The sequence below is a fragment of the Terrimesophilobacter mesophilus genome (assembly GCF_014200375.1).
Lineage (GTDB): Bacteria > Actinomycetota > Actinomycetes > Actinomycetales > Microbacteriaceae > Terrimesophilobacter > Terrimesophilobacter mesophilus.
On sequence record NZ_JACHBP010000001.1, the window covers coordinates 724,244 to 736,871 of the forward strand.

14 protein-coding genes are annotated in these 12,628 nt (G+C 67.4%); 1 reads left to right on the forward strand and 13 read right to left on the reverse strand.

All coding sequences use genetic code 11. From position 1 onward, the window contains the following. Nucleotides 1-63 precede the first annotated feature (63 nt). Together tsf and rpsB are read right to left on the reverse strand one after the other, a co-directional pair. Nucleotides 64-891 (reverse strand): translation elongation factor Ts, encoded by an 828-nt coding sequence (gene tsf / locus BKA04_RS03590; RefSeq protein WP_104095182.1) that lies wholly within the window; start codon nt 889-891, stop codon nt 64-66. A 37-nt stretch (nt 892-928) separates the two neighbouring features. Next, entirely contained in the window at nt 929-2,047 is a 1,119-nt protein-coding gene (rpsB, locus tag BKA04_RS03595) for a 30S ribosomal protein S2 (protein WP_104095183.1), read from the reverse strand. 308 nt (nt 2,048-2,355) lie between these two features. On the opposite strand from rpsB, the gene BKA04_RS03600 reads away from it, so the two are divergent. Then, nucleotides 2,356-2,973 carry a M23 family metallopeptidase gene (locus BKA04_RS03600; protein WP_104095184.1) on the forward strand — a complete coding sequence of 206 codons (618 nt, stop codon included), beginning with the start codon at nt 2,356-2,358 and terminating at the stop codon, nt 2,971-2,973. 45 nt (nt 2,974-3,018) lie between these two features. Here BKA04_RS03600 and BKA04_RS03605 read toward each other — a convergent pair whose 3' ends face one another. The 11 genes from BKA04_RS03605 to lepB form a co-directional block, all read right to left on the reverse strand. Beyond that, nucleotides 3,019-3,984 carry a tyrosine recombinase XerC gene (locus tag BKA04_RS03605; protein ID WP_134542227.1) on the reverse strand — a complete coding sequence of 322 codons (966 nt, stop codon included), beginning with the start codon at nt 3,982-3,984 and terminating at the stop codon, nt 3,019-3,021. A gap of 49 nt (nt 3,985-4,033) precedes the next feature. Beyond that, entirely contained in the window at nt 4,034-4,966 is a 933-nt protein-coding gene (locus BKA04_RS03610) for a phosphodiesterase (protein WP_104095185.1), read from the reverse strand. A gap of 9 nt (nt 4,967-4,975) precedes the next feature. Beyond that, complete coding sequence (locus BKA04_RS03615; RefSeq protein WP_104095186.1) at nt 4,976-5,602, reverse strand: hypothetical protein; 627 nt, start codon at nt 5,600-5,602, stop codon at nt 4,976-4,978. 174 nt (nt 5,603-5,776) lie between these two features. After that, entirely contained in the window at nt 5,777-7,030 is a 1,254-nt protein-coding gene (gene dprA, locus BKA04_RS03620; RefSeq protein WP_104095187.1) for a DNA-processing protein DprA, read from the reverse strand. Then, entirely contained in the window at nt 7,027-8,562 is a 1,536-nt protein-coding gene (locus tag BKA04_RS03625) for a YifB family Mg chelatase-like AAA ATPase (protein ID WP_104095188.1), read from the reverse strand. The genes dprA and BKA04_RS03625 overlap by 4 nt, the downstream gene beginning before the upstream one ends. Next, the gene (locus tag BKA04_RS03630; protein ID WP_104095189.1) at nt 8,562-8,918 is read right to left on the reverse strand and encodes a YraN family protein; all 357 of its coding nucleotides are present in this window, start codon (nt 8,916-8,918) and stop codon (nt 8,562-8,564) included. The genes BKA04_RS03625 and BKA04_RS03630 overlap by 1 nt, the downstream gene beginning before the upstream one ends. Before the next feature lie 107 nt (nt 8,919-9,025). Beyond that, nucleotides 9,026-9,379 carry a cupin domain-containing protein gene (locus tag BKA04_RS12225; RefSeq protein WP_104095190.1) on the reverse strand — a complete coding sequence of 118 codons (354 nt, stop codon included), beginning with the start codon at nt 9,377-9,379 and terminating at the stop codon, nt 9,026-9,028. After that, a complete protein-coding gene (locus tag BKA04_RS03640) occupies nt 9,376-10,794 on the reverse strand; it encodes an NAD(P)/FAD-dependent oxidoreductase (RefSeq protein ID WP_104096611.1) in 1,419 nt (472 codons plus the stop codon). Before BKA04_RS03640 ends, BKA04_RS12225 begins: the two co-directional genes overlap by 4 nt. Before the next feature lie 66 nt (nt 10,795-10,860). After that, a complete protein-coding gene (locus BKA04_RS03645) occupies nt 10,861-11,184 on the reverse strand; it encodes a DUF2469 family protein (protein WP_104095191.1) in 324 nt (107 codons plus the stop codon). 12 nt (nt 11,185-11,196) lie between these two features. Continuing rightward, the gene (locus BKA04_RS03650; RefSeq protein WP_104095192.1) at nt 11,197-11,859 is read right to left on the reverse strand and encodes a ribonuclease HII; all 663 of its coding nucleotides are present in this window, start codon (nt 11,857-11,859) and stop codon (nt 11,197-11,199) included. Further along, nucleotides 11,860-12,615, reverse strand: coding sequence for a signal peptidase I (lepB, locus tag BKA04_RS03655; protein WP_104095193.1), 756 nt, complete (start codon nt 12,613-12,615; stop codon nt 11,860-11,862). It lies immediately after the preceding gene. Nucleotides 12,616-12,628: the final 13 nt, after the last annotated feature.

The following is a 12,628-nucleotide window of genomic DNA, read 5'->3' on the forward strand; positions in this document are numbered from 1 at the left end:
ATGCTCGTTACAGGTTATTCGCTCGCGACAGAAAAGGGGCGCGGAATCCGCGCCCCTCGTCCGTTACGCTCCGACTTTGAAGCGGGCGAACCCGGTGACGGTCACGCCGGCATCCTTCAGGACCTGCCCGATCGTGAGCTTGTTGTCCTTCGCGTAGTCCTGGTCGAGGAGGGCGACCTGCTTGAAGAAGGCGCCGATGCGGCCCTCGACGATCTTGGGCAGCGCGGCCTCCGGCTTGCCCTCGTTGCGGGAGATCTCGGTGACGATCTCGCGCTCCTTCTCCACGACATCCGCCGGGACCTCGTCACGCGTGAGGTACTGGGGGTCGGCGAAGGCTATGTGCTGGGCGACACTGCGCGCCGTCTCGGCGTCGGTGCCGGTGTACCCGACGATGACGCCGACCTGGGGCGGCAGGTCCTTGCTCGTGCGGTGCAGGTAGATCGAGAACGCATCGGCGTCGACCGAGGCGACACGACGAAGCTCGACCTTCTCACCGAGAACCGCTGAGTCCTCTTCGATGAGCTGGACAACGGTCTTGTCGCCGGCCTGGGCGGCGAGCGCCTCCTCGACGGAACCCGCGTGCGCTGCAGCGGACGCCGTGAGCACGGCCTCGGCGAGGTTCACGAACTTCTCGCTCTTGGCCACGAAATCGGTCTCGCAGGCGAGTTCGATCATGGTGGCGGTTCCGCCGTCCTCGACGGCGGCGACGAGGCCCTCGCTCGTGGAGCGGTCCGCACGCTTCGCGTTGTTCTTCGCGCCCTTGAGGCGGAGGATCTCGACCGCCTTCTCGAGGTCGCCATCCGCCTCGACGAGTGCGTTCTTGCTGTCCATCATTCCGGTGCCGAGGCGGTCACGGAGCGCCTTGACATCTGCGGCAGTGAAGTTTGCCATTGTCGGTTCCTTCTGTCGGTAAGTTCTGGTTCTGCGTTTACTTGGTGTCGTCGGCCGCGTCGGCCTTGGCGGCCGGCTTCTTCGCCGCAGGCTTGGCCGGGGCCTTCGCCGGCTCGGCCTCGGTCGCCTCGGTCATCGTCGGCTCAGCCTTGGTCGCTTCGGTCTTCGCCGCCGGCTTCTTCGCAGCCGGAGCCTTCGCAACCGGGGCCTTCGCAACGGCCTTCTCTACGGGAGCGTCGTCCGCAACGGGAGCCTCGGCAGCGGGAGCCTCGGCAATGGGGGCCTCGGTTGCGGGGGCCTCGGCGGGCTCTGCCGGAGCAGCGGCCGTCACGGCGGACTCGACAACCTCGGCCGGAGCAGCTGCGGCATCGGCATCCGGAGCCGGCGTGCTCGGCGCGCCGGCCTGAAGGAGCTCCGCCTCCCACTCGGCCATGGGCTCGGCTGCCTCGCCGTCGCCCTCCGACTTCTGGTGACGCTGGATGAGGCCCTCGGCCGCGGCATCCGCGACGATACGGGTCAGGAGCGCAACCGAGCGGATGGCGTCGTCGTTGCCCGGGATCGGGTACTGGACCTCATCGGGGTCGCAGTTCGTGTCGAGGATGCCGATGACCGGGATCCCCAGCTTGTGCGCCTCGTCGATGGCGAGGTGCTCCTTCTTCGTGTCCACGACCCACAGCGCCGACGGCGTCTTGGTGAGGTTGCGAATTCCGCCGAGGCTCTTGTGAAGCTTCGTGAGCTCGCGCTTCTTGATGAGGAGTTCCTTCTTCGTGAAACCCTTCGTCGTGTCATCGAAGTCGAGCTCTTCGAGTTCCTTCATGCGCGCGAGGCGCTTGGAGACTGTCTGGAAGTTGGTGAGGAGACCGCCGAGCCAGCGCTGGTTGACGAACGGCTGGCCGACGCGCTGCGCCTGCTCCGCGATCGAACCCTGCGCCTGCTTCTTGGTGCCGACGAACAGGATCGTCCCGCCGTGCGCAACCGTCTCGCGGACGTAGTCGTACGTCTTGTCGATGTAGGCGAGCGACTGCTGCAGGTCGATGATGTGGCTGCCGCTGCGCTCGGTCAGGATGAAACGCTTCATCTTCGGGTTCCACCGGCGGGTCTGGTGTCCGAAGTGAACGCCGCTGTCGAGCAGCTGGCGGATGGTGACAACGGCCATGGCCGTCTCCTTTTCCTGCACACGGCATCCGTCACGGATGGTGTGCAACTCAGTTGTTTCCCGTGCCGGGCGGCGCGGAACCTGGTGCCCGACACGCATCCGCCTGGCTTTCGCCGGACTGAGAGGATGTGGTGTGCGTTCGCCGACTGCATGGCAATCGTTGCGGGCACGCGTAGTCACCCCGAAGCCGGGGTGCGAAGAACAATGATAGCACCCTCTCTCCTCCTCCCCCTGCCCGCATTCCGGCATCCGTCCACGGATGCGCGTCCCCCTGACTGCGGCCATGACGGACCCCGGAGGATGAGGGAATGTCGCCCCCGCCACCGGCACCACCCCACCCACGGGCAGTTGCCCTCCTGCTGCTCGCGCTGCTCGCGCTGGCGACGTTCGCGGCGGTACCGTCCAGCGCGCGGGCGGCACCTGTCGGCGCTCTGGCGCCTGCGGACGCTCTGGCGGCTGCGGACGCTCTGGCAGCTACGGACGCTCTGGCGGCGCCTGCGGCCCTTGCCGACCCCCTGTGGTCCTGGCCTGTGGACGAACCGCACCGCATTGTCCGACCGTTCATCGCCCCAGCCACGGCGTACGCGAGTGGCCACCGCGGAGTCGACATCGCGGGCACGGAGGGTGCAGTCGTGCGCGCACCGGCCGCGGGAATCGTCCACTTCTCGGGATTCGTGGTCAACCGATACGTCGTGTCGATCGACCATGGCGGAGGGGTGCTCTCGAGCTTCGAACCCGTGCTCTCCGATCTTGCCGAGGGTGCGCTCGTGCGCCGCGGCGAACCGATCGGTGCCCTGCAGTCCGGCTACTGCGGGGCACCGTGCCTCCACTTCGGTGTGCGCGTGGACGGGCTCTACGTCTCGCCGCTGAACTTTCTCGGCGGCATCCCACACTCGGTCCTGCTGCCGACGAGGTCGCTGCCATGACGCGGTCGCCCTCGCGGTTGATTCGGCCGCCGTGATGGCCGGCGATCAGGCGCGCGGATGCGCCGACCGGTAGCTCTCCTTGAGCCGTTCAGCGGACACATGCGTGTAGATCTGGGTAGTGCCGAGGCTCGCGTGCCCGAGCAGTTCCTGTACCGCGCGCAGATCGGCCCCGCCGTCAAGCAGATGGGTTGCAGCGGTGTGGCGCAGCGCGTGCGGCCCGGACGGACCGCTTCCGGGAATCTCGGCCAGGAGCCCCGCGACGAGCTGGTACACCGAGCGCGGGCTCATCCTCGCTCCGCGTGCGCCGAGGAACAACGCAATCGAGTGCTCAGAGTGCAGTCGAGGTCGTGCGGCCGCGAGGTAGTGCGTCAGGGCGCGCAGAGCCGGAACCCCGAAGGGGACGACTCTCTCCTTCGAGCCCTTTCCGAGGACGCGCACGGTGAGCCGATCGAGATCGAGCGAGCCGAGGTCCAGTCCGGTCAGTTCGCTGACCCGCAGAGCCGACGCATACAGCAACTCGACGACGGCCAGATTGCGGATGGCGACCGGATCGCCCGTGGCGGCCAGCGTTGACAGCGACTCGAGAATGGAGTCGACCTGCTGCCTGGTGAGCACCCTCGGGAGGCGAGAGTCCCCCTTCGGCGATCGGAGACGAAGACCGGCATCCGCCTCGGTCATACCCGAGCGGCGTGCCCACTCCGTGAGTCCGCGCACGGCCGCGGTCCGGCGAGCGATGGTGGACTTTGCCAGACCGTCCTGCGACGACTGCCACAGCCAGTCCCGCAGCAGTTCGAGTTCGAGGTCGCGGATGTCGACCACGCCGGCATTCTCGGCGAACGCTGCCACTGCGGACAGGTCGACGCGATATGCGCGAGCCGTGTTGGCGCTCAGGCCACGTTCGAGGACGAGGTGGGTGAGGTACTGTTCGACCGCCCGCTCTATCGTCACGGCATCCGGTTCGGAAGCGGCGCGACCATCGTGAGCCGCCACCACCCTTTCGCCGAAGTCCATGCGTCCATCGTCCACCACTTGAGACCGGGATCCGGGCTCGCACGCCGAGTCAGTCGGAGCTCACCGCTTCGCCCTCGTTGAACGGCGACCGTTTGTTGGAGAACATTTCGCGCCTCTGCTCCGGCGTCATCGCTTCGATCTGCGCCCAGCCGTCGGAGGAGAACGCGGTCACTTCCGGCGGGTCCCCGATCGGAACGATCGAGTGTACGACGCGATCTTCGTAGACGTGGGCGAGATTGAAGGCCTGTCCGAAGTCGACCCCGGAGAGGATGCGGTCCTTAGCGCTCAAGTTGAGCGTGTAGCACGTCGCGGCGGCGACGGAGACGGGGATGCCGGCGAACATGCTGTGCGTGGAATAGTGCAGGTGCCCCGCCAGGATGCCTCGGACATCCGTGCCTCGGATGACGTCCGCAAGCCGTTGCTGGTCTTGGAGTTCGAGCATCCCCATCGCCTCGAGGAGTGGGGTCGGAATCGGCGGATGGTGCATCGCCAGGAGCGTGCCGTGCGGCGCCGGCGCGGCCAGGACGGTCGTGAGCCAGTCCAGTTGGGACGGGGTGAGATCGCCGTGGTGGTATCCGGGAACCGTCGTGTCGAGGGCGATGATGCGCAGCCCGCCGATGTCGTAGACGCGATCCTGCGGTGCGTCGGTCGGATCCGTGTCGAACAGCAGTTGCGAGTATTCCTGCCTTTCATCATGGTTTCCCATGACCCAGATGACCTCGGCTCCGAGCCGCTGCGCCACCGGTTCGACGATGCCCCTCAGCCGACGGTATGCGTCCGGCTCTCCCAGGTCTGCGAGGTCACCGGTGAACACGATGGCCTCGGGGGCCGCACCGGACTCCTCCAGCTGCGTGAGCGCTCGGCTCAGGTGGGAATCGGTCGGGACACTGCCGTACAGGGGTCGACTCCCGCCGAGGAAGTGGGTATCGCTGATGTGTGCGACGACGTGGCGTGCGGCCGGATACTGTCCGAGTTGGATCACGGGTAAAGCCTAGAGTGCGCCCCAATCGGATGCGGCCTTGTTCTCCACTGTGGCGGCGAGTGCGGCGAGATCCTCGTTGACGAGCTGCCGCATCCGGCGTGCACGATACCGCCCGTAGTCGGCGTCGACGGGAGAGAACTCGATGTCCAGGTTGTGTTCGATATTGGCGGCGACTTCGCGCCAGGCGTCACCGCGCGCCCTCTCGACCAGGTTGTCGAGGTAGGTGTCGTTGGTGCTGCGCTCCCTCAGCCTGTGCGCGAGTTCTACCGATACGGCCAGTCGATGTTTCATGTTCGGCAGGTCGTCGCGGTCGTAACCCTGTGCGTCCCGCTCGCCCTTCGGGATCGCGCGCAGCTTTCCCATGAGGATGCCCAGGTTCTCGGCATCGACTTCGGATTCCCGCGCCAGGTGCTCCAGCGTGGATCTCGCGACGTCCCTGCCCCGGGTGCGGCTCCAGGGTTCCGTACCGGACAGCACTTTGAGGATGAACCGGTTCTTGACCACCATGCGGGCCGCATATTCGGTGAGGATCAGCCCCTCATCGGCCGCCTCGGCCACCGTCGGCACGGTGCGCCGGGGCAGTTTCGATTCGTCGAATGGTTTGAGCCCGCGTCGACGTCTGCGGCGGAACCACATGGCCGGCCTGCCCGCCCTTCCTGGCGACCTTCGCGAATGTCGCCACGTACAGGTTAGTTGCCGAGGGCTCGCACGGCTTGTTCGCGCGGCCGGTTCTCGCGGCTTGTTCGTGCGGCTTGTTCGCGCGCTCGGATCGCGCGCTCGGACCGCCCGCACCCGCACTCGCTCAGACGCTCACCCGCGTGCGGGCGGCGGCGTCCTCACCCAACCGGATCCGCGTTCGGCAGCTCCGCCGTCGAGTTGCATGGCGCCGAGAACGCCCTGCACAGTGGCAACAGACAACCCCGCCCTCGCCGCGATGTCATCGACGACGCGAGCGGACCGCGTGCTCAGAGCGTCGACCACCCTGACACGGTCCTCCTGCATCCCGGCCGGTTCGACGGTCTCGCCTTCGATTGTGGTCCGCAGCGCGCCTTCGGCGCGGTCGGCGAGCCCGGTCAGCGGCGCGAGTTCGGCCATTTCGTCGGGATTCGTCACGCAGACGGCATCGAACTCTCGAATGAGCCGATGGCATCCGGCGGATGCGGCACTCGTCACGGGGCCCGGCACGGCGCCGAGCGGTCTCCCGAGGGCCGCAGCATGCCCGGCGGTGTTGAGCGAGCCGGACCGCCACCCCGCTTCGAGCACCACCGTCGCGCGACTCATGGCGGCGATGAGCCTGTTGCGCTGCAAAAATCTCCATTTGGTGGGTGCTGCACCGCACGGAAGCTCCGATAGGACCGCACCGGCGTCGACGATGCGGGTCAGCAGCGCTTCGTGCCCGCTCGGGTAGAACCGGTCGACGCCGCCGGCGAGCACGGCGATCGTCTGGCCGGAACTCGCGAGCGCCGCTCGGTGGGCCATGCCGTCGATGCCATAGGCGGCGCCGGAGACGATCGTGTACCCGCGGTCGACGAGGCCGGCGGATGCCTCCATGGCGACGTGCTCTCCGTATCCGGTCGCCGCACGCGCGCCGACGAGAGCGATCGAATCCCCCGCGGTCGCCAGGGTGGACTCGTTGCCGCGAAGCCACAGCGCGAGCGGCGCATGGGGCCCGAGATCGTCCATTCCGGGCGGCCAGGCGGTGTCCCCCGGCACGAGGAGCCGAACTCCGTACCTGGCCGCCTGGCTCAGTGCGAGCAGGGCGGTGCGGGATTGCAGCCGAGGCGTCCAGCGCTCGAATGCCTGGCCCAGTTCCTCTTTCGTCACCGTGTCGCCGACGCGGCCGTGCAGTGCCTCGACATTCTCTCGGGACACGACCGCGTCCAGCGCCTCCCGCGCGCCGAGAACTGCGACGAGTGTCCCCGCGACACGATCGCCCGGCTCGGCGATGCCGGTCCACGCGGACCGGGAGAAACGGTCCCACAGCGCATCGCGATCCTGTTCGTCCCCCGCTATCGCGCGGACAAGGGGAGCCACCTGTGATTCCTTGAGCCCAAGGATGCTCATGCTGACAGTGCCTTTCTGAGATAGAGCGCGCGACCGACATGGTCGGCGGATGGAGAATCTGCATGATCGAGATCGGCGAGAGTCCAACTGAGGCGCAGGACGCGGTCGTACCCGCGCATCGTGATGCCTCCGCGCTCGAGGGCACGATCGATGCTCGCCGTGACGACACCGCCGAGACGCGCGTGGGGGCCCCGCAGCCAGAAACCCGGAACTTGCGAGTTCACGGTCCACGGTGTGCCGGCTAGCCGCTCCGCCGCGCATTCTCGCGCCGCCGTGACGCGCACCCGCGCCGCCGCGGACGTGATGCGCGTGCCCTCCCGGGCGAGCTTCAACTGCGCACTCGTGATGCGTTGGACGCGCAATTGGATGTCGATGCGGTCGAGCAGCGGCCCCGACAGGCGGCCGAGGTATCGGCGCCGCGCGCTCGGGGTGCACGTGCACTCCGAGTCCCTTGCGCCGTATTGTCCGCACGGGCACGGATTCGCGGCGAGAACAAGCTGGAACCGTCCTGGGAAGTGCGCGACCGCGTTGGCGCGATGAATGCTGATGACCCCGGACTCGAGCGGCTGGCGCAGGGCGTCCAGCACGGAGGAGTTGAACTCGGGCGCTTCGTCCAGGAACAGGACCCCGCCACTCGCTCTCGCCGCAGCGCCCGGCCGAATCTGCTTGCTCCCGCCCCCGAGGAGCGCCGCGGCGGTCGCGGTGTGGTGCGGGGACTCGAGCGGCGGACGCGTCACGAGTGCGTCCCCGACGGCGAGCCCGGAAAGAGATCGAATCGAACTGACGTCGAGCGCTGTTGCGGCATCCAGATCCGGCAGAAGGCCCGGCAACCGTGCGGCGAGCATCGTCTTCCCGGAGCCCGGCGGCCCGAGGAGGAAGGCGTGGTGGCCGCCCGCTGCGGCGACGATCATGGCCTCGACCGCGTCGTCGTTGCCGATGACATCCGCCAGGTCGAGATCCTCCTCCTGCTCCGGTTCAGGGTGCGCGATCAGAATGGGCTCGACGTCCACGGGCTCGAACTCCGCCCCATGCCGGATGGCGGCCTCCCGGAGCGACGCAACGGCGATGACGCGGATGCCCGGCACGAGACTCGCCTCATCAGCGTTGCCGGTGGGGACCATGACCGCCTCGAAGCCTGCGGCAGCGGCCGCCGACACCGCCGGCAGGATGCCGGTGATCGGGCGGAGTCGGCCATCGAGTCCCAGCTCGCCGAGGTGGACCACCTCGGCGATCGAACGGGACGACACGATCCCCGCTGCGGCGAGGGTGGCGAGCGCGATTCCGAGGTCGAAGCCCGAGCCCTGCTTCGGAAGCGCGGCCGGCGAGAGGTTCACCGTCAGCCGTCGACTGGGCAGGTCGCACCCCGAGTTCGCGGCCGCGGCGAGCACACGGTCGCGCGCTTCGCCGAGGGCGGCATCCGGGAGCCCGATGAGAATGAACTTCGGCAGTTGCGACGAGTAGTCGGCCTCGATCTCCACGATCGCACCATGAAGTCCGAGCAGCGCGACCGCCTGCGTCCTGCCCACGGCCATCAGAACACCCGCCGAAGATGTTCGATCCTGGGCTGTTCGCCGGCGGCGGCGATCACCGCAATCGCGTCGATGCGCATGGGCCCGCGGCGATACGGATGAGCCTGGGTCCAGGCCATGGCGAGCCGCTTGAGTCGTGCGAGTTTCTGCGTCGTGATCGCCTCGAACGGATGCCCGAAGGCCGTGCTCGATCGCGTCTTGACCTCGATGAACACCGTGTCATTCCCATCACGGGCGACCAGGTCGATCTCGCCGCGCGCGCACCGCCAATTGCGGTCGATGACCGTGTAGCCGCTCGCCTCGAGGAACCGCGCGGCGAGGTCTTCGCCTCGTCTGCCGAGGTCATCCTTCGCTGCCATGGGACGAGGATGGCGCAGCGGCTCGATTCATCGAGCGGCCAGGTGCGATGTGGGTTGAAACCGGCACCGGCCCTCAGTTGTGCGGGAGTGGTGGCCTCAGACGCGCATCACGAGAAGTACACCTTGCGCAGGGTCTCGGTCACGGTCCACACGGTGCGCTGGCCCTCGCGCAGGCGGCCCACCGTGCCGGGAACCAGTGAGACTACCGTGCCGTCTTCGAAGGCCACCGTCGCGGCACCCGACAGCACGACGAAGACCTCGTCGGCCTCGACATCCGTCGACACACCCGCCGTGTGCGCCCATACCCCGTACTCGTGCCCGCCGAACTCGCCGAACGCCGCCGAGCCGGTCGCCGGCGACCCTGCGACGACCTGCTCCGAGGGGACCGGTTCGAGCTCGAGGTCGAGAGCGGCGGCGACCGCGAAGTCGGGGCCCTGGCCGGCGCTGACACCCTCGCTCACGAGTCGAACCCGAGCCCGAGTGCGTCGAGCGTGCGGAGGATGAGGTTGCGCTTGCCGCGGTTGTGGTCGGCGCGGTTCATCGCCCACCTCGACACCTCGACGCCCAGCCACGCGATCGGGTCTGGCGGGAACGGGATCGGCAGGGACTTCACCATCTTCAGTTGCGTGCGCTCGGTCTTGAGCCCCCACAACTGGTCGAGCATGACGTTCGCCGCGAATCGGGTCCCCGCGACGCCGAGCCCGGTGAACCCTGCGACGTGGGCGACGCGACCACCGCGAGCGTGCCCGAAGAACGCCGTGAATCGGCTGCAGGTGTCGATGACCCCCGCCCACCGGTGCGTGAACTTCAGACCCTCCAGCTGCGGGAACGTGGTGAAGAAGTGGCTCGCCAGCAGGCGGTGGGATGCCGGCCGGTCGTCGAACTCCGGCTTGATCCTCCCGCCGAAATGGTAGATCGCGTCGTAACCGCCGAACAGGATCCGGTTGTCCTTCGTGAGCCGGTAATAGTGGAACTGGTTGGCCAGATCCGAAACCCCCTGGCGGTTCTTCCAGCCGATGGAGGCGAGCTGCGCATCCGTGAGCGGCTCGGTCATGAGCACGTAGTCGTAGACCGGCACGGTGTGCCAGCGGTAGCGCTTGAGCAGCGACGGGAACGCGTTCGTCGCGAGTGCGACGCGCTTCGCCCGGATGTCGCCGGTCCCCAACCTCACCGTGACCGGCCCGGTGCGCGCGCTGTCGAGTCTCAGCACAGGAGAGTCCTCGAAAAGGTCGACGCCCGCCTCGTGGCAGGCGCGTGCCAGCTCGTGCGCGAGCTTGGCCGGGTGGACCATCGCGGTGTCGCGCGTCGACCACAGGCCGGCGAGGTAGGTCGGCGACGCGATCTCCTGCTGCATCCGCGATTCATCGAAGAACCTGAGGTGTTCGACACCATGCGCTTCCTCGAGCTCGGCCACCTGGTACGGCTCCACCGCCACGGCGACCGCGCCGGTGCGCTCGAAGTCGCAGTCGAGCCCGAGCTCCCACACCGTCTGCTCGATCTCGTCGAGGTTCTGCATCCCCATCCGGTCGAGCTTCTCGAGCTCCTTCGGGAAACGCCGCTCGCCGTTCTTCTCGCCGTGCGTGAGAGTCGCCTCGCAGAATCCTCCATTGCGCCCGGATGCCGCCCATCCGATCGTCTGCGCCTCCAGGAGTGCGACGCGCGTCGACGCATCCCGCTGCTTGGCCATGAGCGCGGTCCACAGGCCCGCGAATCCGCCCCCGACAACGACGAGATCGTAATCCTGAACATCGTTGTAACGAGGCCAGGACCGGCCGGCGGAGTCGTCGAGCCAGAACGGGAACAGTACCGAATCGGCCAGAGCGTCATCGATGACACGATCTGCGGGCACTGATCGCTCGAACGCGGTGGGTTCCACGAAAGACTTGCCTTTCTGAAGGTCGGTTCGCGCGCGGCGCTGCGCCGGGCACATGAGTCACGGCGATTATTCGTCGAGAGCGAGTTCCTTGGGCAGTTCGAGTTCCTTGGCGCTCAGTTCCTCGACGTTGACATCCTTGAAGGTGAGAACGCGCACCGACTTCACGAACCGGTCGGAGCGGTAGACATCCCACACCCACACATCGTGCATGGTGAGCTCGAAGTAGAAGTCGTGTTCGGTGTCCTGGCGAACGAGTTCGACCTCATTGGCGAGGTAGAACCGACGCTCGGTCTCCACGACATAGCGGAACTGCGAGACCACATCGCGGTACTCGCGGAACAGCGCCAGCTCGACCTCGCGGTCGTAGTCTTCGAAGTCTTCTTCGTCCATTGCCTGTCAATCCTAGGCGGTCTCGCTGAGGACCGCGCGGGGCTTCAACCAGCTCAGCCGATGCAGGCTCGACGTTCCGAGCTCCTCGATCGCGGCGAAGTGCGCCGCGGCACCGTAACCCTTGTTTCCGCTCCATCCATAGCCCGGCTCGCGTTCGCCCGCCTGGATCATGAGCCCGTCGCGGTGCACTTTCGCGATCACGGATGCCGCGGCGACCGACGCGCAGTCCCGGTCGGCTTTGACGCGCGTCTGCACGGCGAGTTTCGCCGTGAGTGCCGGATTCAGCCAGTCCTGCTGGCCGTCCAGGAGCACGACACTCTCGAGCACCCGGATGCCGCCCTCGTAGAGTGCTGCGAGCGCGCGCTTGCCGGCGAGACCGAGGCACGCCGTGATCCCGAGCCGATCGACCTCTTCAGCGCTCGCGAGGCCGACGGCGGAGTGGACAGCCCATTCGGCAGCGCGCGGGGCCAACTCCTCCCTGCGCTTCTCACTGAGCATCTTCGAATCGCGAAGGCCAGGGGGAAAGGAGCCCACGTTCGCGTCGATAGCGCACATGCCCACCGCGACCGGCCCGGCGATCGCGCCCCGGCCGACCTCGTCGCATCCGATGACGTAGTGCGCACCGCCCGCCAGCAGCTCGAACTCGAGCTGGAGGGTCGGATCCGCAACAGCCATCTACTGGCCCTTGTCCTCCACGCCGTTGAACACGGTCGGGTAGTTGTCCAGCCAGGACCAGCGGTCGACGGGCCAGCTCACCAGGAAGGCGCGCCCGACGACGTTCTCGATGGGCACGAATCCGTTGCCCGGCTTGGTCGTGTTGTAGCGGGAGTCGAGAGAGTCGTACCGGTTGTCGCCCATGACCCAGAGCGAATCCTTGGGGACGGTGACCGAGAAATCCGACCCGGAGGCCTTGGTCACGCCGTGGGGAAGCTTGAGATACGGCTCATCGAGGGGGACGCCGTTCACCGTCATCTGACCGAACGTGTTGCAGCACGCGACCTTGTCCCCCGGCAGACCGATGACGCGTTTGATCAGGTGGTCGTTGCTGTCCGGCGCGCTCAGGCCGACGACGGAGAGAACCCAGTCGACACTCGTCGCGAACCAGTTCTCGTCGACGGGCTGTCTCGGAGGAAGCCATCCGCCCGGGTCTCGGAAGACGACGACATCGCCGTGCTCGATCGGGACGAAACGCGGGACGAGTTCGTTGACGATGATCCGGTCGTTGATCTGCAGCGTGTTCTCCATCGACCCGGAGGGGATGTAGAACGACCGGATGAGGAATGCCTTGATGCCGACAGAGATGATGATCGCGGCGATCAGGATGAGGACGACATCCCGCACGAACAGCTTCATGCTTCGGGTACGGCGGCGCTTGTCCGTCGTCGCGGACTCCGCCGCGCTCTGCTGCGAAGGCTGTTCTTCTGTCGTCATTGGGCCCCTGAGT